General features: G+C 72.4%; 19 protein-coding genes and 1 tRNA gene. 5 read left to right on the top strand and 15 right to left on the bottom strand.

The genetic code is table 11. The annotated features are described in order from the left end of the window. Positions 1-184 precede the first annotated feature (184 nt). From pth to ASG70_RS00200, 3 genes are all read right to left on the bottom strand, one after another. The gene (pth, locus tag ASG70_RS00190) at positions 185-787 is read right to left on the bottom strand and encodes an aminoacyl-tRNA hydrolase (RefSeq protein WP_056881855.1); all 603 of its coding nucleotides are present in this window, start codon (positions 785-787) and stop codon (positions 185-187) included. A gap of 80 nt (positions 788-867) precedes the next feature. Next, entirely contained in the window at positions 868-1,548 is a 681-nt protein-coding gene (locus ASG70_RS00195) for a 50S ribosomal protein L25/general stress protein Ctc (RefSeq protein WP_056881856.1), read from the bottom strand. Between the two features lie 133 nt (positions 1,549-1,681). After that, positions 1,682-2,656 carry an EamA family transporter gene (locus tag ASG70_RS00200; protein ID WP_056881857.1) on the bottom strand — a complete coding sequence of 325 codons (975 nt, stop codon included), beginning with the start codon at positions 2,654-2,656 and terminating at the stop codon, positions 1,682-1,684. A 116-nt stretch (positions 2,657-2,772) separates the two neighbouring features. Here ASG70_RS00200 and ASG70_RS00205 point away from each other — a divergent pair, with 116 nt between their 5' ends. Continuing rightward, entirely contained in the window at positions 2,773-3,324 is a 552-nt protein-coding gene (locus tag ASG70_RS00205; protein WP_056881858.1) for a CGNR zinc finger domain-containing protein, read from the top strand. A gap of 34 nt (positions 3,325-3,358) precedes the next feature. Here the strand turns inward: ASG70_RS00205 and ASG70_RS00210 are convergent, their stop codons facing one another. The 5 genes from ASG70_RS00210 to ASG70_RS00230 all read right to left on the bottom strand — a co-directional run bounded on the left by ASG70_RS00210 (position 3,359) and on the right by ASG70_RS00230 (position 8,815). Next, positions 3,359-4,339, bottom strand: a complete 981-nt coding sequence (locus tag ASG70_RS00210) for a ribose-phosphate diphosphokinase (RefSeq protein ID WP_056881859.1) — start codon at positions 4,337-4,339, stop codon at positions 3,359-3,361. Continuing rightward, positions 4,336-5,853: a bifunctional UDP-N-acetylglucosamine diphosphorylase/glucosamine-1-phosphate N-acetyltransferase GlmU gene (gene glmU, locus ASG70_RS00215; protein WP_082589830.1), complete on the bottom strand. Its 1,518-nt coding sequence runs from the start codon at positions 5,851-5,853 to the stop codon at positions 4,336-4,338. The genes ASG70_RS00210 and glmU overlap by 4 nt, the downstream gene beginning before the upstream one ends. 56 nt (positions 5,854-5,909) lie before the next feature. Then, complete coding sequence (locus ASG70_RS00220; RefSeq protein ID WP_156399746.1) at positions 5,910-8,030, bottom strand: fibronectin type III domain-containing protein; 2,121 nt, start codon at positions 8,028-8,030, stop codon at positions 5,910-5,912. Positions 8,031-8,186: 156 nt separating this feature from the next. Further along, positions 8,187-8,528 (bottom strand): hypothetical protein, encoded by a 342-nt coding sequence (locus tag ASG70_RS00225; protein WP_056881861.1) that lies wholly within the window; start codon positions 8,526-8,528, stop codon positions 8,187-8,189. A gap of 208 nt (positions 8,529-8,736) precedes the next feature. After that, positions 8,737-8,815 (bottom strand) — tRNA-Gln (locus ASG70_RS00230). 129 nt (positions 8,816-8,944) lie between these two features. On the opposite strand from ASG70_RS00230, the gene ASG70_RS00235 reads away from it, so the two are divergent. Then, positions 8,945-9,544, top strand: coding sequence for a TetR/AcrR family transcriptional regulator (locus ASG70_RS00235; protein WP_200949163.1), 600 nt, complete (start codon positions 8,945-8,947; stop codon positions 9,542-9,544). Positions 9,545-9,553: 9 nt separating this feature from the next. Here ASG70_RS00235 and ASG70_RS00240 read toward each other — a convergent pair whose 3' ends face one another. After that, the gene (locus ASG70_RS00240) at positions 9,554-10,369 is read right to left on the bottom strand and encodes a methyltransferase domain-containing protein (RefSeq protein ID WP_056881863.1); all 816 of its coding nucleotides are present in this window, start codon (positions 10,367-10,369) and stop codon (positions 9,554-9,556) included. 63 nt (positions 10,370-10,432) lie between these two features. Here ASG70_RS00240 and ASG70_RS00245 point away from each other — a divergent pair, with 63 nt between their 5' ends. Beyond that, positions 10,433-10,951 carry a MarR family winged helix-turn-helix transcriptional regulator gene (locus ASG70_RS00245; protein WP_056881864.1) on the top strand — a complete coding sequence of 173 codons (519 nt, stop codon included), beginning with the start codon at positions 10,433-10,435 and terminating at the stop codon, positions 10,949-10,951. A gap of 9 nt (positions 10,952-10,960) precedes the next feature. Here the strand turns inward: ASG70_RS00245 and ASG70_RS00250 are convergent, their stop codons facing one another. Together ASG70_RS00250 and ASG70_RS00255 are read right to left on the bottom strand one after the other, a co-directional pair. Further along, positions 10,961-12,790, bottom strand: a complete 1,830-nt coding sequence (locus ASG70_RS00250) for an ABC-F family ATP-binding cassette domain-containing protein (protein ID WP_056881865.1) — start codon at positions 12,788-12,790, stop codon at positions 10,961-10,963. A 10-nt stretch (positions 12,791-12,800) separates the two neighbouring features. Then, the gene (locus tag ASG70_RS00255; protein ID WP_056881866.1) at positions 12,801-13,736 is read right to left on the bottom strand and encodes a 4-(cytidine 5'-diphospho)-2-C-methyl-D-erythritol kinase; all 936 of its coding nucleotides are present in this window, start codon (positions 13,734-13,736) and stop codon (positions 12,801-12,803) included. 108 nt (positions 13,737-13,844) lie between these two features. Here ASG70_RS00255 and ASG70_RS00260 point away from each other — a divergent pair, with 108 nt between their 5' ends. Then, entirely contained in the window at positions 13,845-14,531 is a 687-nt protein-coding gene (locus ASG70_RS00260; RefSeq protein ID WP_056881867.1) for a response regulator transcription factor, read from the top strand. Next, positions 14,528-17,017, top strand: a complete 2,490-nt coding sequence (locus tag ASG70_RS00265; RefSeq protein ID WP_056881868.1) for a DUF4153 domain-containing protein — start codon at positions 14,528-14,530, stop codon at positions 17,015-17,017. The genes ASG70_RS00260 and ASG70_RS00265 overlap by 4 nt, the downstream gene beginning before the upstream one ends. 56 nt (positions 17,018-17,073) lie before the next feature. Here ASG70_RS00265 and rsmA read toward each other — a convergent pair whose 3' ends face one another. The 4 genes from rsmA to metG all read right to left on the bottom strand — a co-directional run bounded on the left by rsmA (position 17,074) and on the right by metG (position 22,193). Then, positions 17,074-17,940: a 16S rRNA (adenine(1518)-N(6)/adenine(1519)-N(6))-dimethyltransferase RsmA gene (gene rsmA, locus ASG70_RS00270; RefSeq protein WP_056881869.1), complete on the bottom strand. Its 867-nt coding sequence runs from the start codon at positions 17,938-17,940 to the stop codon at positions 17,074-17,076. Positions 17,941-18,041: 101 nt separating this feature from the next. Next, positions 18,042-19,133 (bottom strand): resuscitation-promoting factor, encoded by a 1,092-nt coding sequence (locus ASG70_RS00275; RefSeq protein WP_304437964.1) that lies wholly within the window; start codon positions 19,131-19,133, stop codon positions 18,042-18,044. 380 nt (positions 19,134-19,513) lie between these two features. After that, the gene (locus ASG70_RS00280) at positions 19,514-20,377 is read right to left on the bottom strand and encodes a TatD family hydrolase (RefSeq protein ID WP_056881871.1); all 864 of its coding nucleotides are present in this window, start codon (positions 20,375-20,377) and stop codon (positions 19,514-19,516) included. 13 nt (positions 20,378-20,390) lie between these two features. After that, positions 20,391-22,193, bottom strand: a complete 1,803-nt coding sequence (gene metG, locus ASG70_RS00285; RefSeq protein ID WP_056881872.1) for a methionine--tRNA ligase — start codon at positions 22,191-22,193, stop codon at positions 20,391-20,393. Positions 22,194-22,359: the final 166 nt, after the last annotated feature.

Here is a 22,359-nt window from a genome sequence, read left to right on the forward strand (position 1 = left end):
TTTCAGCGCAGCGCATGCGACAGGTACAGGAGGAGAGGGAGGTCAGGACAGGACACGCGGACTACGTCCTGCGTCGTAGACCACTCATGTCTTCGGCCTAGACACGGTCGGCGGAGAGCACAGCGCTGCAGGTGAGAGCCTCGAGCGGGGCTCCTGGCCGCGCCGGAGGGAGCTGTCGGCCGCTTCAGACGGGGCTGTGGAAGCGCTGCTGCGCGGCGAGCAGCCCGTGGGTGACGACCATCTCGGCGGCGTCGGCGGCGTCACCGAGCAGGAACGGCAGCTCCTTGCGCTCGGTCGCGGAGAAGTCGCGCAGCACGAAGTCGGCTGCGTCCATGCGGCCCGGGGGCCGGCCGATGCCGACCCGCACCCGGATGTAGTCCTTGGTGCCGAGCGAGGAGCTGATCGACCGCAGGCCGTTGTGGCCGCCTTCGCCGCCGCCCTGCTTGAGGCGGACGTCGCCGGCCGGGATGTCGAGCTCGTCGTGGACCACGACGAGGTGGTCGGGCTCGACGGAGAAGAACGACATCAGCGCCTTGACGGGTCCGCCGGACTCGTTCATGTACGAGAGCGGCACGCCGAGCACGGCCCGGGGCCCGGGTGCGCCGCCCGGCAGCGTGCCGATCCGCATCGTGGCGGCCAGCGCCCGCGCCTTGTGGGTGGTCAGCGACGTCGAGCGGCGCGAGGCGAGCTCGTCGACGACCATGGCGCCGACGTTGTGGCGGTTCCCGGCGTACTTGGGACCGGGGTTGCCCAGCCCGACGACCAGCCAGGTTCCGTCTGCACTCACGGGCGGCAAGTATGCCGGAAGGCCGGGTCCGTCGTAGACCCGGCCTTCCGGTGTGGAGCAGTGGTGTGGTGCGTGGTGGCTCAGGCCTCCGCGGACTCGCCCTCGGCAGCCTCGGCGGACTCCGCGGACTCGCCGCCCTCGGCAGCCTCCTCGGACTCCTCACGCTCGATACCGGCCTCTTCCTCGGCCTCGGCGAGCTCGGACTCCAGCTCCTCCTGCGAGATCTGCTGGGTGACGTTGACGACGAGGGTCTCCTCGTCGACGACCAGCGCGGCGCCGCGGGGCAGCTCGACGTCGGACGCCTTGATCTGGGTGCCGGCCTCGAGGCCCTCGACGGAGACGACGAGGTTCTCGGGGATGTGGGTGGCCTCGACCTCGAGCTGCAGGGTCTGGGCGTCCAGGGTGACGACCGTCTCGGGGGCGGCCTCGCCCTCGAGGTGCACGGGGACGTCGACGGTGACCTTCTCGCCCTTGCGGACGATGACCAGGTCGACGTGCTCGATGACCGGCTTGATCGGGTCGCGCTGGACGTCCTTCGCGAGGGCCAGCTGCTCGTCACCGTCGACGACGATGGTGAGCAGGGCGTTGGCGGTCTTGAGCGCCATCATGGTGTCGTGGCCGGGCAGCGTGATGTGCACGGGCTCGGCGCCGTGGCCGTACATGACGGCGGGGATCTTGTGGTCGCGGCGGATCTTGCGCGCGGCACCCTTGCCGAACTGGGTGCGCTTCTCGGCGACGAGCTTGAGGTCGTGGTCAGACACGGGGGACTCCTGTGGGGACTCGAGGATGCGGTGGGCCTCGACGCGGGGCGCAGCACGGAGACCACACCGCGTCGAATCACGGACTCGTCGGCCTGCGCCGTACGGTGTCCCTCGCCGAGGCAACCCCGAGAGTCTAGGCGACGCCCGAGGGCAGAGGGAAATCCGCCTCGTCCGCCGCGGCGGTCGCCCTGTCGGCGCGCTCGCGCCGGAGCTCCCCGAGCCGTACTGCGACGACGCCGGCCACGATGCCGACACCTCCGAGCAGCTGCACGAGGCCGGGCAGCTCCCCGAGCAGCAGCCACGCGAAGAGCACCGCGAACAGGACCTCGGTGAGGCCCACGAACGAGGCGACCGTCGAGCCCAGGACCCGCGCCGCGGTCACGCCCAGCAGGTATGCCGCCGCGGCGGCCACGAGCGCGAGCTCGCCGACCGCGGCCCACCAGGGTGCCCGGCCACCCAGCAGCGTGACGTCGGTGGCGACGAAGCGCATGGGCAGCACGTGCACCAGACCGAGGACGGCGAGCACGACGGCCCCGGCGCCCATGCCGAGCCCGGCCAGCGCGACCGGCGGCAGGTGGCTGTCCTCGGCGGCGAGCACGAAAAAGGTGGCCAGGCCCGCGGCGGCGACCAGTCCCCAGGCGACGCCGACCAGGTCCGGCCGGACGGCACCACCGAGGTCGAGCACCAGCACGAGCCCCACGAGGGCGAGCACGATGCCGAGCCCCGTGAGCGCGCTCGGCGCGCGGCGGGTGCGCACCCACACGACGAGCACGACGAGCACCACCCCGAGGTACTCGAGCAGCAGGGCGACCCCGACGTCGAGCCGCTGCACGGCGTAGAAGTAGGCGACCTGGCACCCGGCGACGGCCACGGCGCCGTACGCGAGGACGGTGGTGAGGTGCTCGCGGACCAGGGACCAGCGACCCCGCAGGGCGAGCACCGTCGGCACGGCGAGCACGAGGCTGGCGCCGGTGACCCGCAGCAGGACGATGGCGCCCGAGCTCCAGCCCTCGACGAGCAGCGACTTGGCGAAGGGGCCGCTGCTGCCGAAGGTCGCCGCCGAGGCCAGCGCCAACCAGAGGCCGAACCCCTTGGACCGTGTCACCATGGCCGCCCTCCGTCCTTCTTCCGGGGGCCGTCGCCGCAGCTGGCGCCCCAAGCGCTCGTCATGAGTCAAACGTCTTATACTCATGACGCTAGCGACCTACCTCGTCAGGAGTCAAGATGCTGTTCGCCCATGACACCGAGGCAGCGTTGCGCGGCATGGCGGCACTGGTCAACACCGCCGCCTCCCTGCCCACCGACACCGACGACCTGGCGACCGCCGACGACCTCGACACGTTCGCGCGGGAGTGGCAGTGGACGGGCTCCCGGGCGCACGACGAGGCCGAGCTCGACGCCGTACGGGCGCTGCGGCCCCGGCTGCGCGAGCTCTGGACCGCCGACACCGACCGCGCCGTGGAAGTGGTCAACACCCTGCTGGCCGAGGCCCGCGCACTCCCCCAGCTCGTGCGGCACGACGAGTGGTCCTGGCACCTGCACGCCACGCCGCCGGAGGCACCCCTGGCGACGCGGATGGCGGTGGAGGCCGCGATGGCGATGGTGGACGTCATCCGGGCCGACGAGCTCGGACGGCTCGGCGTCTGCGCCGCCGAGGACTGCGAGGACGTCGTGGTCGACCTGTCGAAGAACCGCTCGAAGCGCTACTGCGACGGGGGCTGCGGCAACCGCACCAACGTGGCCGCCTACCGCGCCCGCAAGGCCGCCACGGCCTGAGGCGTCCTCGCCTCAGGCGTGGCCGTCCCTGTGCTCAGGCGTGGCCGTCGAACAGGCTCGTCACCGAGCCGTCCTCGAAGACCTCCTGGATCGCCCGGCTGATGAGGGGCGCGATCGACAGCGTCGTCAGCTTGTCGAAGTCGTGCGCCTCGTCGATCGGCAGCGTGTTGGTGACGATGACCTCACTGGCCGTGCACGCCTTGAGCCGGTCGATCGCCGGGCCCGAGAGGATCGCGTGGGTCGCGGCGATGACCACCCCGGCGGCTCCGTCGGCCATGAGCGCGTCGGCGGCCTTGGTGATGGTGCCGGCCGTGTCGATCATGTCGTCGACCAGCACGCAGATGCGGCCCTCGACCTCACCGACGACGCGGTTGGCGACGGTCTCGTTGGGCCGGTTGATGTCGCGGGTCTTGTGGATGAAGGCCAGCGGCGCACCGCCGAGCCGCTCGGACCACTGCTCGGCGACCTTGATCCGGCCGGCGTCCGGCGAGACGACCGCGAGCTGCTCGTGGCCGTACTTCTCGCGCACGTACTCCGACAGGATGGGCAGCGCCATGAGGTGGTCGACCGGGCCGTCGAAGAAGCCCTGGATCTGCGCGGTGTGCAGGTCGACGGCCATGAGGCGGTTGGCCCCGGCGGTCTTGAACAGGTCGGCCATCAGGCGGGCCGAGATCGGCTCGCGACCGCGGTGCTTCTTGTCCTGGCGGGCGTAGCCGTAGAAGGGCAGCACCACGGTGATGCGCTTGGCCGAGGCGCGCTTGAGCGCGTCGATCATGATGAGCTGCTCCATGATCGCCTCGTTGAGCGGGGCGGTGTGGCTCTGGATGACGAAGGCGTCCGACCCGCGCACCGACTCCTCGTAGCGCACGTAGATCTCGCCGTTGGCGAAGTCATAGGCGCTGGTCGGCACGAGCTCGGTCTTGAGCATCGCGGCGACCTCCTGCGCGAGCTCCGGGTGCGCGCGACCCGAGAAGACCATGAGGTTCTTCTCGGTGGTCTTGAGGATGCCGGTCACGCCTGGCCCTGCCCTTCGGTGGAGTCTTCGGTGTGGTGCGGGGCCGCGGCGGCGGCCTCGGCGGTCTTCGTGCCGGCGCGGGCCCGGGCGACCCAGCCGTCGATGTTGCGCTGGCGGCCGCGGGCCACCGCGATCTGGCCGGGCTCCACGTCCTCGGTCACCGCCGAGCCGGCGCCGACGTAGGCCCCGTCGGCCACGGTGACGGGTGCGACGAGCACCGAGTTGGAACCGACGAAGCTGTGCTTGCCGACGGTGGTGTGGTGCTTGGCGACGCCGTCGTAGTTGGCGAAGATCGTGCCGGCGCCGATGTTGGCGCCCTCGCCGATGGTGACGTCGCCGGCGTACGTGAGGTGCGGGACCTTCGCGCCGTCGGCGATCTTGGCGTTCTTGGTCTCGACGAAGCCGCCGACCTTGCCCTTCGCACCGAGCTCGGTGCCGGGTCGCAGGTAGCTGAACGGCCCGACCGTCGCACCGGCGCCGATGACGGCCAGCAGCGCCTCGGTGCGCTTGACCTCGGCCCCGTCACCCACCTCGGTGTCGGTGAGGGTCGTGTCCGGGCCGATCACGGCCTCGGCGCCCACCGTCGTCGCGCCCAGGAGCTGGGTGCCGGGCAGGATCGTGGTGTCGCGGCCGAGGGTGACGTCGGAGTCGATCCACGTGGTGTCGGGGTCGACGATGGTCACGCCCTCGCGCATCCAGCGCTCGGTGGTGCGGCGGTTGAGCTCCTTGCCGAGGCGGGCGAGCTGCACGCGGTCGTTGACGCCCTCGGTCTGCCAGAGGTCGTCGACGACGTGGGCGCTGACGTGTCCGCCGGCCTCGCGGGCGATGGCCAGCACGTCGGTGAGGTACTTCTCGCCCTGGGCGTTGTCGGTGCCGACCTCGTCGAGCGCGGTGCGCAGGACCGAGGCGTCGAAGGCGTAGATGCCGGAGTTGATCTCGGTGATGGCGCGCTGCTCGTCGCTGGCGTCCTTCTGCTCCACGATGCCCGCCACACCACCGTCGGCGTCGCGCAGGATCCTGCCGTACCCGGTCGGGTCGTCGAGGTGGGCGGTGATGACGGTGACCGCGCTGCTGCTGCGCACGTGCTCGTCGAGCAGGGCGAGCAGGGTGTCGCCGGCGAGCAGGGGCACGTCGCCGTACGTCACCAGCACGGTGCCCTCGAGCTCGGGGAGCACCGCGAGCGCGCACTCGGTGGCGCGGCCGGTGCCCTTGACGTCGTCCTGGTCGGCGATGACGACGCCGGAGTCGACCTCGGCCACGTGGGCGGCGACGAGGTCGCGCTCGTGGCGCACGACGACGGCGAGGTGCTCGGGGCCGGCGGCCCGGGCAGCGGCGATGGCGTGGCCGACGAGGGTCCGTCCGCCGATCCGGTGCAGGACCTTGGGGGTGGAGGACTTCATCCGGGTGCCCTCACCAGCGGCGAGGACGATGACGGCGGCGAGTCCGGGAGTGCCGTGGGGGGCGTTCACGCGCGAGGGCTCCAGAGATCTGGTCGGGTGCGGCGGTCGGCTCATGCTACCCGCCGGTCGCGGGTGCCCCGACGCTCGCCGTCGCGGGCCGCCCGAGCCGTTCAGGGAGCCGTCAGCGTCACCTTCGAGGACAGCGGGCCGCTGCCGACGGCGTTGACGGCCTTGACCTGGTAGACGCCGGTGGACCCCGGCGTGAGCGTCGTGTCCGTGTAGGTCGTGGGCCCGGTCGGCGTCGCCGAGAGGGTGACGAGTCGCACGGAGTCGCGCAGGACGACGTACTTGGTGATGGGCGAGCCGCCGTCCGCGGGGATCGTCCACGTGAGCACCGGCGCCCCCGTCGGGTCGATGCTGCCCGACAGCTGGCACTCCCCCGGCCCCCCGGCCTGGGACACCGCGCTCGCCTCGGCCGAGGCCGGCCCCTCGCCCACCGCGTTGACCGCCGTGACGACGTACCAGTACGTCTGGCCCGCGGTGCTGGTCGGGACGTCGACCGTCGTGCCCGTCGTCGTCGCGACGGGGGTGGTCAGGTCCTCACCACCGGCGGTCGTGCCGCGGTAGACGCGGTACTGCGTGATCGAGGTGCCGCCGGTGCTCGCCGGGGGCGACCAGCTCACGTTGACCGACCCGGGTGCCGCGGCTGCCGTCACTCCCGTCGGCGCACCGGGGGCGGTGAGGACCACAGCCTGGTGCGGGTTGGCGACGACCTCTGGTGAGGTCGGACTGGTCCCCAGCGCGTTGGTCGCGACGAGCACGTAGTAGTAGGTGGTCCCGTTGGTCACGGCGAGGTCGTCGTAGGCCAGCGTCGTCTTCGACAGGCTGGCCAGAGGTGTCTTGGCGAGGTTCTCCCCGCCGGGGGTCGTGGCCCGGTACAGGCGGTACTTCGTCAGCGCCGACCCTCCGTCGCTCGACGGCGGCGACCACGACAGGTGGACCACCGCGTCACCCCCGGCGGCGACCACCCCGGCCGGCGCCTGCGGCGCGGTCTGGGCCGCGGAGTCGATGAACATGGCGAAGTGCGGCTGGGGCGTCCCCGAGACCGAGCTGAAGTCGCCGCCGATGTAGACGCGGGTCGCGTCCGAGGCCATGGCCCAGACACCCTGGCTGCTGTTGATGTTGGGGGCGAAGGCGGTCAGGGCACCCGTCGCCGGGGTCACCGCTGCGAGCTTCTGGCGCGCCTGCCCCGCGAAGGAGCCGGTGCCGCTGAAGTGGCCGCCGCAGTACAGCAGGCCGCCGGAGAGGCGCACCGACTGCAGGTTGCCGTTGCTGCGGTCGCTCCACGCCAGGGCACCCGTGGTGGCGCTCATGGCCGTGCAGGCACCGCCGCTGCCGCCGACAGCCGAGTAGAGGCGCGTGCCGTCGGAGACGAGGTCGTAGACCGGCGAGTAGGTCTTCTGGCTGTTCGCCACGGCCTTGAAGGTCGGGTCGAGCGCACCGGTCCCCGCCTGCGCCACGGCCGCGATCTTGTTGGTCGAGGCGCGCCCCGAGACCGTCGTGAAATCGCCGCCGACGAAGAGGCGGCCGGTGCCGTCCACGGCAGGCGTGACGCTGCGTACCCGGTCGTTGGGGGTGGGGACCCAGCTGCCGGCCACCGCTCCGGTCACCCCGTCGACCTTGGCGAGGTAGGGGCGCGAGGTGGCCGACGTGCCCGCAACCGTGCTCGTGATGCCCGCGAAGTTGCCCCCTGCGAACACCGCACCGCCGGCGTAGGTGAGCGAGTCGACCTGCCCGGGGGCCACGATCGTCGGCGCCCACCCCAGGACCTGACCGCCGGCGTTCAGGTCGAGCGCGGCCAGCCCCTTGCGGACCTCACCGTTGACCGCGCCGAAGGTGCCGCCGAGGTACACGGTGCTCGTGCCGTCGGTGGCCAGGCTCGTCACCGTGTTGTTGGCGGACCCGGCGAAGGTCAGGTCGGCGGCACCAGTACTGGCGGAGAAGACGGCGATGTTCTTGGCCGGGTAGAGCTTGCCCGCCGGGTCGATGACGCTGTCGAACGTGCCCGCCACCACGATCCGGTCGCCCACCGGCAGGATCGCGAGGACCCGCGGGCTCCCGTCCGTGGCCGCGGTCGGGTCGGCCGGACCCACGCCCCAGGTGCGCGCCGGGGTGTCCAGCAGGGCGGCCTCAGCACTGGTGGACGCCACCAGCCCCTGCGCGACCACGAGCAGGCCCATGACCACCCCGGCAGCCAGATGCCGCATCCTTGACGACGTCGTCGACCTCATGTCCGGCACCTCTCGAGAACCCGCGCGTGGGCACCATTCGACTCCTGGAGCCGGGCCACCGGTCCAGACCTCCGTGGGAGCGCGGACTACACCAGGTGGTGGAGGTGGCGGCGCGTACCCGGTCGGCTCACACCCGGGCGGCTCATACCCAGCCGCTCACACCCAGGGCGGCCGCGGCCAGGCCGCCGACTGGTGGCGACTGCCCTCCGCCGACGCCCACGAGACCCGCCTGGCGCGCAGCTGCTCGGCGACGGCGCGCTGACGGGCGAGCAGCTGGGCGACCTCGGGGTTGACCCTGCGGTTCCCCTCGGGGCTGATCCAGAACGGCGTCGCCCGCAGCTCGTCCTCGACCAGCGTCAGCTGCCCCAGGAGCTCGCGGACGGTGAGGTTCTTCAGCGGCGCCCGCTCGACGGGCTGGTGCGGTGTCGTCCCGTCGGCGGCGCGTTCGGGCGCGGGGTGCGCGGGCGTGTCACGCGGGGTGGAGTGGGTCGTGCTCATGGCTGCTCCCGGTCACCCGAGTAGCTACCCAGCCGACTGCCCCCGGGCCAGAGCAGTCGCGCTGGCCGCACACTGCTCGACGGCACTTCCCATCCTGAGAAGCCGCAGCCGCCCCGTCAAGGGTCTCGGCGAAGTGATGGTGTCGGGCGCCGGCTCGCTGCGCTCGCTCGGCTCCCCGGGTAGGAGCCGCGTCCGCCAGCTCGCTCGGCTCCCCGGGTAGGAATCGAACCTACGTCGCTTGTCCTGATTCAAAGTCAGGCGGGCCCTGCCAGCAGACCAACCGGGGAACGCCCCCACGGGGACCAGCACAGGGTAGCCAATGTGCGGACGGTCAACCGCCGCCGAGGGCAGCGGGCATGATGAGCCGTGTGACCGACGCCCCGGAGAAGCAGAAGAGCACGAGCGCCCGATCCCGGATGACGGGCAAGCAGCGCCGTGAGCAGCTCATCGACGTCGGCCGGAAACTGTTTGCCGACAAGGGTTTCGAGGCAACCACCGTCGAGGAGATCTCCTCGAAGGCGGGGGTCTCCAAGCCCGTCGTCTACGAGCACTTCGGGGGCAAGGAGGGCCTGTACGCCGTCGTTGTCGACCGGGAGATCGCCGCCCTCCTCGACGGCATCACCGGCGCCCTGAGCGCCGACCTCGGCAGCCGCGAGACGCTGGAGCGCGCGGCCAGCGCCCTGCTCGACTACATCGAGAGCTCGACCGACGGCTTCCGCATCCTCGTGCGCGACAGCCCCGCCGGGCAGTCGACCGGGTCGTTCGCCAGCCTCATCTCCGACGTGGCGAGCCAGGTCGAGCACATCCTCGCGGCGGAGTTCAAGCGCCGGAAGCTGGACCCCAGGACCGCCCCGCTCTACGCCCAGATGCTCGTCGGCATGGTGGCGCTGACGGGTCAGTGGTGGCTGGACTCCCCCAAGATGAAGAAGGCCGACGTCGCCGCGCACCTGGTCAACCTGGCGTGGAACGGCCTGGCCAACCTGGAGAACAAGCCGCGCCTCACCGCTTCCAGGTAGCAGCCCGGCTCAGGCCCGCGGAGCCGACGGGCGGTGCGCCACGGCGAAGACGCGCCGGAACGGGAACACGACCCCGATGGCCGTGCGCGGGTAGGCGGCGCGCAGCCTGGCGTCGTAGTCGGCGAGGAAGGCGGCGCGTTCCGCGTCGTCGGTGAGCACTTCCAGGACCGGTCGCAGGCCGGTGCCACGGACCCACTCCAGAGCCGGGTTGTCCTGCTGCGCAAGGGGATCGAGCACGTGGAGGTAGGTGGTCTCCCATCCGTCGACCTCCAGGCCGAGGGCTCCCAGCGCTTCGACGTAGTCGGCGGGGTCGAGGACCGCGAGCCGCTGGAGTGCCGGCGCGAGTCGGTCGGCGGCGGGGTGGTCCGCGGCAGTCGCCCGCATGAGGGCGTGCGACGGTGCGTCGTGGTTGCCGGGGACCTGCATGGCGAACCATCCGTTCGGTGCCAGCCCCTCGACCCAGTGCCGCACGAGCTCGAGGTGGCCGGGCACCCACTGCAGGGTGGCGTTGGTGACGATGACGTCAGGGGCCTGCCCCAGGCTCGCCGGGTCCCAGTCGGCGAGGTCGGCCTCCACCCACTCGACCCGCCCGGCCGTGTCGAGCGACCTTGCAGCGGCGAGCATCTGGGGTGAGTGGTCGACGCCGACGACCCGCGCACCGGGCCAGCGGTCCGCCAGCCCGAGGGTCAGCGGACCGTTGCCGCAGCCGAGGTCGACGACGAGGGCGGGCTCATTCGCCCCCACCCGCGCCAGGAGGTCGACGAACGGACGGCCGCGGTGGTCGGCGAACTTGGCGTACTGCGTCGGGTCCCAGGTCGTGTTCATGCCGCCATGCTGCCACCGATTTATCTTGATATCAAGATACTTGATGATGGGTACAGTTGGGCCATGACCCCTCGAGGCGCCGGCGCCGCTCCCCCGCCGGACGACGTCGACCGCATCGTCGACGCCTGGCGTCGCGAGCGCCCCGACCTCGACGTCGCACCGCTGCAGGTGCTCTCCCGCGTGTCCCGCCTCGCGCGGCGGCTCGACCTCGACCGCGCGCAGGCGTTCGCCCTGCACCACCTCGAGGGATGGGAGTTCGACGTGCTGTCGGCCCTGCGCCGCGCGGGCGACCCCTACGAGCTCTCCCCCGGCCAGCTCATCCGCCAGACGCTCGTCACCAGCGGCACCATGACCAACCGCGTCGACCGGCTCGAGCGTCGCGGCCTCGTGGGCCGCAGCCCCGACCCGCACGACCGCCGCGGCGTCATCGTCCGCCTCACCCCCGAGGGTCAGGAGGCGGTCGACGCCGCGATGGCCGACCTGCTCGACCGCGAGCGCGCGCTGCTCGCCGAGCTGTCCGGCGCCGACCGCGAGCAGCTCGCCGCGATGCTGCGGCGCCTGCTGTCGCCCTTCGAGGCCTAGGCGGAGGACCTAGCCGACGACCTCGGCCGCCGCGAGCCACTCCAGCTCGAGGGTCTCGCGCTCGTCGACGACCTCCCGCAGCTGGCCGTTGAGCTCGAGCACCTTGGCGTGGTCGGTCGCGGCCTCGGCCATCGCCGCGTGGATCTTCTCCTCGCGCTGGCCGAGCCGGGTGAGCTGCTTCTCGATGCGGGCCATGTCCTTGCGCGCCTCCCGCAGCTCCGCAGGGCTGGCGCCGGGGGCGCCCGCTGCCGCAGCGGGGCGTGCCGTGTCGGCGGACGCCGAGGCTGCAGCGGCGGCGCGCGCCGACGCCTCGAGCGCCTCCTGCCTCAGCTCGAGGTACTGCTCGACCCCGCCCGGCAGCTCGCGGACCCTGCCGTCACCGAGGAGGGCGACCTGCCGGTCGCAGACGCGCTCGAGCAGGTAGCGGTCGTGGGAGACGACCAGCAGCGTGCCGGCCCAGCCGTCGAGGACGTCCTCGAGGGAGGTCAGCGTCTCGATGTCGAGGTCGTTGGTGGGTTCGTCGAGCAGCAGGACGTTGGGCTCGTCCATGAGCAGCCGGGTCAGCTGGAGCCGGCGCCGCTCGCCACCCGAGAGGGAGGACACCCGCGTCTGCTGGCGGCCGCCGGTGAAGCCGAGCCGCTGGGCGAGCTGTGACGCGGAGACCTCCTTGGCCCCGAGCCGGACGTACTTGCGCACGTCCTCGATGGCCTCGATGACGCGCCAGTCGGCATACCGCTCCAGCTCGCGCACCTCCTGCGTGAGGTAGGCGAGGCGCACGGTGACGCCCTGCTTGCGCTTGCCCGAGGCGAGCGGCAGCTGGCCGGCGACCGCGCGCAGCAGCGTCGACTTGCCCGCGCCGTTGACGCCGACGATGCCGACCCGCTCACCCGGCGCGAGGTGCCACGTGATCCGGTCGAGGAGCACCCGGTCGCCGAGCGCGACGGTGGCGTCGAGGAGGTCGACGACGTCCTTGCCGAGGCGCGTCGTCGCGAACCGCATGAGCTCCACGTCGTCGCGGGGCGGCGGCTCGTCGGCGATCAGGGTGTTGGCGGCCTCGATGCGGAACTTGGGCTTTGAGGTGCGGGCGGGCGCCCCGCGACGAAGCCAGGCGAGCTCCTTGCGGAGCAGGTTGTCGCGCCGCTCGGCGGTCACCTGGGCCATCCGCTCGCGCTCGGCCTTCGCGAGGACGTATGCGGCGTAGCCGCCCTCGAACGCGTTGACCTTGCCGTCGACGACCTCCCACGTGTTCGTGGCGATCGCGTCGAGGAACCAGCGGTCGTGGGTGATCGCGACCACGGCGTTGTCGGGGCGGGCGCGGTGGCGCACGAGGTGCTCGGCCAGCCACGCCACGCCCTCGACGTCGAGGTGGTTCGTCGGCTCGTCGAGGAAGAGCACGGTCGGGTCCTGCACGAGCAGCCGGGCCAGCGCGAGGCGGCGCCGCTCACCACCGGACATCGGGCCGATGGTGGCTTCCAGCCCGCCCACGGCCTGCGCCTCGATGCCACCGAGCAGCCCGGTCAGGACGTCGCGGACCCGCGGGTCGCCCGCCCAGACGTGCTCCGGCAGGTCGCCGAGGACCGCTTCACGAACCGTGTGCCCGGGGTCGAGGACGTCGTCCTGGGCGAGGACGCCGACGCTGGAGACGCCGGCGCGCGTCACCCGACCGGAGTCGACCTCGCGCTGGCCGGCGAGGACGCGCAGCAGCGTGGTCTTGCCGCCGCCGTTGCGGCCCACGACGCCGATCCGGTCGCCGCCGAGCACACCGAGGGAGACCTCGTCGAGGACCTGGGCGGTGCCGAGGGCGAGCGAGGCGCGCTCGACGCTGATGAGGTTGGCCATCAGGACACCGTCACCCGGGCCTGGGGGCGCTGATCTCGTGGGCGCCGTGGGCGGGGCCCGTCGCCCGGCGCACGTCCTGGACCGCGCCCGAGGCCGTCAGCGAGACGGCGAGGTCGATGGCGGCCTCGTTGTCCTCGGCCAGGAACGCGACCGTCGGCCCGGACCCCGACACGACCCCGCCGAGCGCACCGAACTCCAGCCCGGCGTCGAGGACGTCACCGAGCGCCGGCATGAGCGAGATCGCGGCCGCCTGCAGGTCGTTGCTCAGCGCCTCCCCAAGGGCGCGGGGGTCGCCGGAGCGCAGGGCGGTCATCATCTCCGGGCTCGGTGAGGGGGCCGGCACGGGCCGGTCGCCACGGAGCCGGTCGCACTCGGCATACACCGCGGGGGTGGACAGGCCGCCCTCGCTCAGCGCGAACACCCAGTGGTAGCTGCCGCGCCCGAGGACCGGGGCGAGGACCTCACCGCGGCCGGACCCCATCGCGGTGCCGCCGGACAGCAGGAAGGGGACGTCGCTGCCGAGCTCGGCGGCGAGGTGCTCGAGCTCGGTGCGCGGCAGGGCCAGGCTCCAGAGCCGGTCACAGGCGACGAGGGTCGCGGCGGCGTCGGCCGAGCCCCCGGCCATGCCCCCGGCGACGGGGATGTCCTTGCGGATGCTCACGTGCACGGGCTCGGCGACCTTGCCCACCTCGGCAAGCAGCCGCGCCGCGCGCAGCGCCAGGTTGCTCTCGTCGACGGGCACGCCGAGCGACTGCGGGCCGGTGACCCCGACGCCCCACTCCTCGGCGGTGACCACGGTCACCTCGTCGAACAGGCTCACGGCGTGGAACACCGTGGACAGCGGGTGGTAGCCGTCCTCACGGGGCGCCCCGACCATGAGCTCGAGGTTGACCTTGCCGGGGACGCGCACCGTCACCTGGGGCGGCGCGAGCTCGGCATACGTCATGGCGGCAACCCTAACGGGGACGGGCAGGGGCTGCGGATCCGCGGATCTGCACAGAACCTCCACACGTTCTCCGCCGGGGCTGCGCACGGCCCTTCTAGTCTCGACGACGTGAGCCAGCCACCCCGCGTCCTCGTCGTCGAGGACGAGCCGACCATCGCCGACGCCGTCACCGCGCGCCTGGCCGCCGAGGGCTTCGAGCCGCGGAAGGTCCACGACGGGCTGGGCGCCCTCGAGGTCGCCGCGGCCTGGGAGCCGCACGTCGTCGTGCTCGACATCATGCTGCCCGGCCTCGACGGCCTCGAGGTGTGCCGCCGGCTGCAGGCCGAGCGCCCCGTGCCCGTCCTCATGCTCACCGCCCGCGACGACGAGACCGACCTGCTCGTCGGGCTCGGCATCGGCGCGGACGACTACATGACCAAGCCGTTCTCCATGCGCGAGCTCGTGGCGCGGCTGCGGGTGCTGCTGCGACGGGTCGAGCGCGCTGCCGCCGCGACCGCAGGCCAGGCACCCACGACCGTCAACGGCCTGCGCATCGACGGCGCGCAGCGCCGGGTCTGGGCGAGCGACGAGGAGGTCCACCTCACCCCGACCGAGTTCGACCTCCTCACCTGCCTCGCGGCCCGGCCCGGCACCGTTCTCAGCCGCGAGGCGCTGCTCGCGGAGGTGTGGGGATGGGCCGACGCGTCGGGCACGCGCACGGTCGACAGCCACGTGAAGTCGTTGCGCCGCAAGCTCGGTGCGGATCGGCTGCGCACCGTGCACGGTGTCGGCTACGCACTGGAGCCAGGCACATGAGGTACGACCTGCGCCCGCTCGACCCGGCCCGCTCCATCAAGACCAAGCTCGGGCTCCTGGTCGCGGCGACGATCACGGTCGCCTCGGTGCTGGCCGTCGTGGGCACCCGGCTCGGCGTCTCGCCGTGGGCGACCGTCCCGCTCGCCGTCGGCGTGGCGCTGGTGCTGACCCAGCTGCTGGCGCGCGGCATGACGTCCCCGCTGCGGGAGATGACCGTGGCGGCGCAGCGGATGGCGCAGGGTGACTACTCGCAACGGGTTCGGGCCACCTCGGGTGACGAGGTGGGTGAGCTGGCGCGGGCGTTCAACCGGATGTCGGCCACCCTCGAGCTCGTCGACCGGCACCGGCGCGACCTGGTCGCCAACGTCTCGCACGAGCTGCGCACACCGATCTCCGCCCTGCAGGCCGTCCTGGAGAACCTCGCCGACGGTGTCAGCCAGCCCGGGCCGGAGGAGCTGCGCTCGGCCCTGGCCCAGACCGAGCGCCTCGGCCGGCTCATCGGCGACCTGCTCGACCTGTCGCGCGTGGAGGAGGGCGTGGTGCCGCTGCGCCTCGCCGACATCGACGTCACCGACCTGCTCGACGACGCCGTCGCCCAGGCGCGGGTCGACTCCCTGCGCTACACCGTCGTCGTCGAGCCGCCGGGCCTGCGGGTGCCGGCAGACCCAGACCGGCTCCACCAGCTGCTCGCCAACCTGCTCGACAACGCGGCTCGGCACAGCCCGCCCGGCGGCGAGGTGCATGTGGTGGCCGCTGCGCGCGAGGGCCGGGTGAGCCTCGACGTCATCGACGAGGGACCCGGGATCGCCCCTGCCGAGCGAGGCCTGGTCTTCGAGCGGTTCACCACCAGCGCAGCCCACGCCAGCGGCACCGGCCTCGGGCTGGCCATCTCGCGCTGGGTCGTCCAGCTGCACGGCGGCACCATCGCCGTCGGCGACAGCGAGCAGGGCTGCCGGATCCAGGTGCTACTGCCCTCCGACCCCGACCGACCCGTCACCACGAAGGAGCCCGTCATGAGCACGCTCACCCCGCCGGCCCCGTCCCAGCCGCCCCCGGCTGCCCCGGCCCGCGACGCCGTCGCCACCGTGTGGCCCGACGCCGGCGACGGCCGTCCCGGCCTGGTGGCAGCGGCTGCGGCCACCGGGGTCCTCGCTGCTGCCGTCCTGCCCAACCGGACGGCAGGCATCGGCACCACGCTGGTCTTCGCCGCTGTCGTCGCAACGGTTCTCGTGGCTCGGGCACTGCGCCGCACCGCCCGCTGGACCCGGCTCGACACCGCCGACGCGGTCGTAGCCGGCCTGCTGCTCGCGACGCTGTTCGTGCGCAGCGCGGAGTGGATCACGGTGCTGTGCCTGCTCGCGGCGCTCGCCCTCGTGGCGGTCGGGTCGACCCGCGCCCGCACCGTCGTGGGCCTGTTCGCCTCGGCCGTCGCGGTGCCCCTGGCCGCGGTCCGCGGCCTGCCCTGGCTGGGGCGCACCGTACGACCCCGCAGCAGCATCCAGGCGTGGGTGCCCGCCGTCCGCGCCGTACTCATCTCCGTCGTCCTGCTCCTCGTGTTCGGGGCGCTGTTCGCCTCCGCCGACGCGCTGTTCGCCTCGTGGGTCGACGCCCTGACCCCTGACATCACCTGGAACGACCTGCCGGCCCGCACCGTCCTGGCCGTCTTCGTGGCAGCGGGCACCCTGGCCGCCGCCTTCGTCGGCCTGGCGCCGCCGGCGGTCGACCGCCTCCAGCTGCCACTGCGGCAGAGCCGGCGCGACTTCGAGTGGCTGGCACCCGTGAGCGTCGTCAACGCGGTCTTCGCCCTCTTCCTCGTCGCCCAGGCGACGGCCCTGTTCGGCGGCCACGACTACCTCCAGCGGACCACGGGACTCACGTACGCCGACTACGTGCACCAAGGCTTCGGCCAGCTCACGGTGGCCACGATCCTCACCCTCACCGTGGTCGCCTGGGCTGCCCGCAAGGCCGCGCCCGGCCGGCGGCGTGACGTCGCCCTCGGAGCGCTGTGCGTGATGACGCTCGTCGTCGTCGCCTCCGCCCTGCACCGGATGAGCCTTTACGAGGAGGCGTACGGGTTCACCCGGCTGCGCCTGCTCGTGTCCGTCTTCGAGGGCTGGCTCGGGGTTGTGCTGCTGCTGGTGCTGGCCACCCGCGTGGCGCGGGCCCGCGACTGGCTCGTGCCGGCGGCGGTACGGCTCGGCGCAGTCGGCCTCCTGGGGCTCGCCGTCCTCAACCCGGACCTCTGGATCGCGGAGCACAACCTGTCGCGCACCGAGGCCACCACGCCCGTCGACTACCAGTACCTCGCGGACCTCTCCCCCGACGCAGCGCCGGCGCTGGTCGGCGTGACCGCGCCGGGCGTCACCTGCCCGGCCGGGGCGGGCGGTGGCACCGACTGGCTGGAGTGGAACGTGGGACGGGCCCGGGCCACGGCGCTGGTCGGGAGCCAAGCTGGCCCCGGGATCGTCACCTGCCTCCTGCGCTGACGCGCTCCGGGTCGGCTCGGCCGGGCAGAGCGCCTGGATCGCGTCCGCGGGCGGGCTCAGTCGCCGAGGGCGGCACGGGCGGAGGCGACGGCGGCGAACTCCTCTATGCCGAGCTGCTCGCCACGGGTGCGCGGGTCGATCCCTGCGGCGCGCAGGCACTCCTCGGCCCGTACGGCTGAGCCGGCCCAGCCGGCCAGGGCTGCGCGCAACGTCTTGCGGCGCTGGGCGAAGGCCGCGTCGATGCACGTGAAGACATCTCGACGGGAGGCGTCGGTCGACGGGGGGTCGCGTCGCTCGAGCAGCACGAGGCCCGACTCGACGTTCGGTACCGGCCAGAACACGCTGCGGGGCACCGTCCCCGCGAGCCGCACCGCCGCATACCAGGCGGCCTTGACGCTCGGCACGCCGTAGGCCTTGGAGCCGGGGGCTGCGGCGAGCCGCTCGGCGACCTCGAGCTGCACCATCACGAGGACGCGCTCCAGGGTCGGGAAGGACTCCAGGAAGGTGAGAACCACGGGCACGGAGACGTTGTAGGGCAGGTTGGCGACCAGCGCCGTCGGCTGCGGGTCGGGGAGCTCGCGCACCTGCATGGCGTCGGCGTGCACCAGGGTCAGCCGGTCGGCGTACGCGGGGGCCAGCCGTTGCACGGTGCCGGGCAGGGCCTCGGCGAGCGTCGGGTCGACCTCGACGGCGGTGACGTGGCCGACCTCGGGCAGCAGCGCCAGCGTCAGGGAGCCAAGGCCGGGACCCACCTCGACGACGCTGTCGTCCGGCCCGACACCGGCGACCCGCACGATGCGCTTGACCGTGTTGGCGTCGACGACGAAGTTCTGGCCCCACTGCTTGGTCGGGCGCATCCCCAGCCCGGCAGCGATCTCGCGGATCTGCGCGGCCCCGAGGTAGCCGCTGGTCTGCTCCGCCATGGCGAGAACTCTAGGGGAGGCAGGGAGGCGGTCCGGACGCGACAGCGCCCCCGACCGGCTGGTCGGGGGCGCCGTGGTGCTGCTGGGTGTTGCCGAGGGACTCAGGCCGCGTGGGCGCAGCCCCAAGGGGAGAGGCCGCGGTCGGCGTAGACGCGGTTGGCCACCGTGATCTGCTCCTCGCGGGAGGCGAGGTCGGGGCGGGAGGCGAAGTCGCCGCCGCCGGCGCCGAGCCAGGTCTGCAGGTCGAACTGCAGGCCGCCGTAGTAGCCGTTGCCGGTGTTGATCGACCAGTTGCCGGTCGACTCGCACTGGGCGATGCGGTCCCACATGGCGGCGTTGGAGAGGTTGATCCCGGCACCGGAGGTGTTGCCCGCGGACGGTGGCGGAGGCGTTGCGACAGGACGCGCCTTGGTGCCCACCGCGATGACGCGGGTGACGGGACGTTGGGTCACGACGGAGGTGAGCCACTTCCTGCTCTTGACCTTGCCGTCGACCTTGGTGACGCGCCAGGTGGCGACCTTCGCGCCGTCCGCGCCGTTCTGGACGACCTTGCTCTGGCCCTTGAAGAGGCTGGAGTCGGACTTCCTGGAGACCGGGGCGGCGATCGGCACGGTCGTCTTGACGGTCGCGGTGGAGACGCGAGCGACGGCGATCTTGAGACCCTTGGTCACCGGACGCGACAGGGCGGGGTACACCCGGTCGTTGGAGTCGAAGGTGACGCCGAGCTCCTTGAGGGCCGCACCGACGGTGGTGCTGGTCGTGGTCTCGGCGAGGTTCTTGCCGTCCACGCGGACGACGACGTCCTTGGGCGTGGTCACGGAGAGCGCCAGGCCGCTGCGACCCAGCGTCATGGAGCGCGAGGTGGAGAGCTTGGCGGAGTCGGCACGGATGCCCAGCTCCTGCAGCGCCGCCTCGACCGAGGTGGCGGTGGTCCAGTACTCGCGGGTCGCACCGTCGACGGTCACGGTCAGCTTGCGCCCGTAGCGCACGACGATCTTCTGGCCGTCGGACACCTTCGCGGTGGGGGCGGGCACGACCACGTCGTGCGAGGTGAGCTTGATGTCCTGCCTCGCGAGGACGTCGCCGACCGTGCTGCCGAAGGCGTGCACGGTGGAGGCCTTGCCGTCCACCGAGAGGGTGACGGACTTGTCGAAGTGAGAGACGCCAACGGCTCCGGCGACGAGGGTCGTCACCACCGCTGCTTGGGCGATACGCCGAACGGGACGGGTGATCACAATGCTCCAGAGTTCGATCTCCCCGGGCATCGGTGGTGGCGCCGCGTCCCCGTGCCGCCGGTGGTCGCCCGGCAAAGGAAGAGGGGTGCCCGGGCCCGCCATTTCCAGACGGTGTGAGCACCCCCGCTCGCGTCGCCCGGAGGGTCCGACCCCGGCCAACAGTCATCCACCATGACCGCCGTTCGCCGAAAGGTCAAATTTCGATAACGGAACCTTCAGGCTTTGCCCAACTGCCCGCGCCACATCCGCCACAGGAGTAATGCGCCGTCACGTCAGTGCCGACGCCACTCCCGACGCCACCCCGGAGGCCATTACCGAGGCTGAGCCCCGAGGGCCTCTCACCAGGGGCCGTACACGCTCTCGGAGTTGTCGCTGAGGGCCTGGCAGAGCGTCGGCACGGCCACGCCCAGGACACCCGCCATCCCGCGCACGGTGAGGGGCACGAGGTACGGCGCGTTGGTCGCGCCCCGCCACGGGACGGGGGTGAGGTACGGCGCGTCGGTCTCGACGAGGAGGCGGTCGAGCGGCGTGACCGCCAGGGCGTCGCGCAGGCCGTTGGCGTTCTTGAAGGTCACGGTGCCGGCGAAGGACAGGAAGTAGCCCCGCTCGGCGCACGTCCGCGCCATCGCCATGTCGCCGGAGAAGCAGTGGAGCACCGTCTTCTCGGGCGCACCCTCCTCCTCGAGGATCCGCAGCACGTCGTCGTGGGCGTCGCGGTCGTGGATCTGCAGCGCCTTGCCGGTGCGCTTGGCGAGATCGATGTGCCAGCGGAACGAGTCCAGTTGTGCGGCAACGCCATCGGGGCCCGTCCGGTAGTAGTCGAGTCCCGTCTCACCGATGACCCGCACCCGCGGGTGGGCCGCCAGCGACTCGATCTCCGCGTAGGCATCGGCGAGCCCGCCGGTCGCCGCCAGCCGTGGCGCCTCGTTGGGGTGCAGGGCCACTCCTCCGAGCATCGCCGGGTGCTGGTCGACGACCTCGACGGTGAACCTCGCGCCCGGCAGGTCGCACCCGATCTGCACCATCCGGTCGACCCCCACGGCCGCTGCCTGGGCGACGGCCGTCGCGACGTCCGGCGCCGGTTCGCCGTCGCGGGCGATGTCGAGGTGGGTGTGGTTGTCCACGACCGGGATCGGCAGCGGGTCCGGGGCCGTCGGCACCCGCCCGTGGCCGGATCGGCTGGGGTTGTCGTGGGGTGCCATCAGCGGCCGCGCCTCAGCTCTGCTCGAGCCGCGCGAGCTCTTCCTCGACGACCGACTCGTCCAGCTTGGTGAAGATCGGTGTGGGCTTGACCACCGTCGCGCCGACGTCCACCGGTCGAGACGCCCACGACGGTGTCGCGGTGTACTCCCCCGTGACCACCGGGTAGGTGCGGTCGGCGTCGTCGTCGAGCCCGGACACCTGCTGCACCACGGGCATCGGCATGAACTCGCCGCTGCCACCGAGGGCCGCGTGCACGGCGTTGGCCGAGTGCGGCAGGAACGGGCTGAGGATGGTGTTGAGGTCGCTCACGCACTGCACCAGCGTGTGCAGGACCGTGGCCAGGCGCTCGCGCTGTTCGTCGCCCTTGAGCTTGAACGGCTCGGTGTCGGTGACGTACTTGTTGACCTCGCCGACGGTGCGCATGGCCTCGGCCACCGCCGCCTTGACCCTCTGCCGGGCCAGCAGCCCACCCACGGTGTCGAACGCGGCCAGCACCTTGGCGCGGACGGCTTCGTCCACCGGCTCGAGGTCCCCGGGCGCCGGGACCTCCCCGAAGTTCTTGGCCACCATGGCTGCGGTGCGGTTGACGAGGTTGCCCCAGCCCGCGACCAGCTCGGAGTTGTTGCGCTGCACGAACTCCGCCCACGTGAAGTTGGCGTCGGCGTTCTCCGGGCCGGCCGCGCAGATGAAGTAGCGGATGGCGTCGGGGCCGTAGCGCTCGAGCACGTCGCGGATGTAGATGACGTAGCCCCGGGAGGTCGAGAACTGCTTGCCCTCCATGGTGAGGTACTCGCTCGACACCACCTCGGTCGGCAGGTTGAGCTCACCGAACGTGCCGGGCTCACCGCCCTTGTCGCCGCGCCCGGCATACCCGAGCAGCTCGGCCGGCCAGATCTGGGAGTGGAAGGTGATGTTGTCCTTGCCCATGAAGTAGTAGGACACGGCCTCGGGGTCGTTCCACCACTCGCGCCAGCGCTCCGGCTCCCCGAGGCGGCGAGCCCACTCGACCGAGGCCGACAGGTAACCGACGACCGCGTCGAACCAGACGTAGAGCCGCTTGGTGGGCTGGTCGCGCCAGCCGTCGAGCGGCACCGGGATGCCCCAGTCGATGTCGCGGGTCATGGCGCGCGGGCGGATGTCGTCGAGGATGTTGAGGCTGAACTTGATGACGTTGGGGCGCCACGTGCCGCTCGCCTCGCGGTCCTCGAGCCACTCGCGCAGGGCGTCGGCGAGCGCGGGCAGGTCGAGGAAGAAGTGCTGCGTCTCGATGAACTCCGGCGTCTCGCCGTTGACCTTCGACCGCGGGTTGATGAGCTCGGTGGGGTCGAGCTGGTTGCCGCAGTTGTCGCACTGGTCGCCGCGGGCCTCGGGGTAGGAGCAGATCGGGCAGGTGCCCTCGATGTAGCGGTCGGGCAGCGTGCGGCCGGTCGACGGCGAGATCGCGCCGCGGGTGGTCTGCTCGACCATGTAGCCGTTCTTCCAGACCTGGGTGAACAGCTCCTGCGCGACCGAGTAGTGGTTGTCCGTCGTGGTGCGGGTGTAGAGGTCGTAGGAGCAGCCGAGGTCGGCGAGCTCGTGGGCGATGATCGCGTGGTTCTTGTCGACGAGCTCGCGCGCGGTCACGCCCTGCTGGTCGGCGAGGACGAGGATCGGTGTGCCGTGCTCGTCGGACCCGCTGACCATGAGCACGTCGTGGCCGGCCATCCGCATGTAGCGGCTGAACACGTCGGAGGGCACGGCGAACCCGGCCACGTGGCCGAGGTGCCGGGGGCCGTTGGCGTACGGCCAGGCGACGGCAGACAGGACTTTGCTCACCCCCGAATCCTAGGGGGACCACCCACGCCCCGAACTTCCGCCCGCACCAACCCACCACCCCTCTCCCCTCCCCTCCCCGCGACCGTCCCCCTCACCTGCGCCACGTGGCCTCCCCGACTTTCGGCCACTCGCCCGGTATCCAGCGCCTGCCCTACCCGTGCGCCCC

This window comes from Phycicoccus sp. Soil748 (genome assembly GCF_001428025.1).
Taxonomy (GTDB): domain Bacteria; phylum Actinomycetota; class Actinomycetes; order Actinomycetales; family Dermatophilaceae; genus Pedococcus.

Coding starts and splice junctions, on each gene's coding strand:
- ASG70_RS00200 (WP_056881857.1), bottom strand. CDS start 2,656: ATGGTGACACGGTCCAAGGGGTTCGGCCTCTGGTTGGCGCTGGCCTCG.
- ASG70_RS00205 (WP_056881858.1), top strand. CDS start 2,773: ATGCTGTTCGCCCATGACACCGAGGCAGCGTTGCGCGGCATGGCGGCA.
- glmU (WP_082589830.1), bottom strand. CDS start 5,853: ATGAGCCGACCGCCGCACCCGACCAGATCTCTGGAGCCCTCGCGCGTG.
- ASG70_RS00220 (WP_156399746.1), bottom strand. CDS start 8,030: ATGAGGTCGACGACGTCGTCAAGGATGCGGCATCTGGCTGCCGGGGTG.
- ASG70_RS00225 (WP_056881861.1), bottom strand. CDS start 8,528: ATGAGCACGACCCACTCCACCCCGCGTGACACGCCCGCGCACCCCGCG.
- ASG70_RS00235 (WP_200949163.1), top strand. CDS start 8,945: ATGACGGGCAAGCAGCGCCGTGAGCAGCTCATCGACGTCGGCCGGAAA.
- ASG70_RS00240 (WP_056881863.1), bottom strand. CDS start 10,369: ATGAACACGACCTGGGACCCGACGCAGTACGCCAAGTTCGCCGACCAC.
- ASG70_RS00245 (WP_056881864.1), top strand. CDS start 10,433: ATGACCCCTCGAGGCGCCGGCGCCGCTCCCCCGCCGGACGACGTCGAC.
- ASG70_RS00250 (WP_056881865.1), bottom strand. CDS start 12,790: ATGGCCAACCTCATCAGCGTCGAGCGCGCCTCGCTCGCCCTCGGCACC.
- ASG70_RS00255 (WP_056881866.1), bottom strand. CDS start 13,736: ATGACGTATGCCGAGCTCGCGCCGCCCCAGGTGACGGTGCGCGTCCCC.
- ASG70_RS00265 (WP_056881868.1), top strand. CDS start 14,528: ATGAGGTACGACCTGCGCCCGCTCGACCCGGCCCGCTCCATCAAGACC.
- rsmA (WP_056881869.1), bottom strand. CDS start 17,940: ATGGCGGAGCAGACCAGCGGCTACCTCGGGGCCGCGCAGATCCGCGAG.
- ASG70_RS00280 (WP_056881871.1), bottom strand. CDS start 20,377: ATGGCACCCCACGACAACCCCAGCCGATCCGGCCACGGGCGGGTGCCG.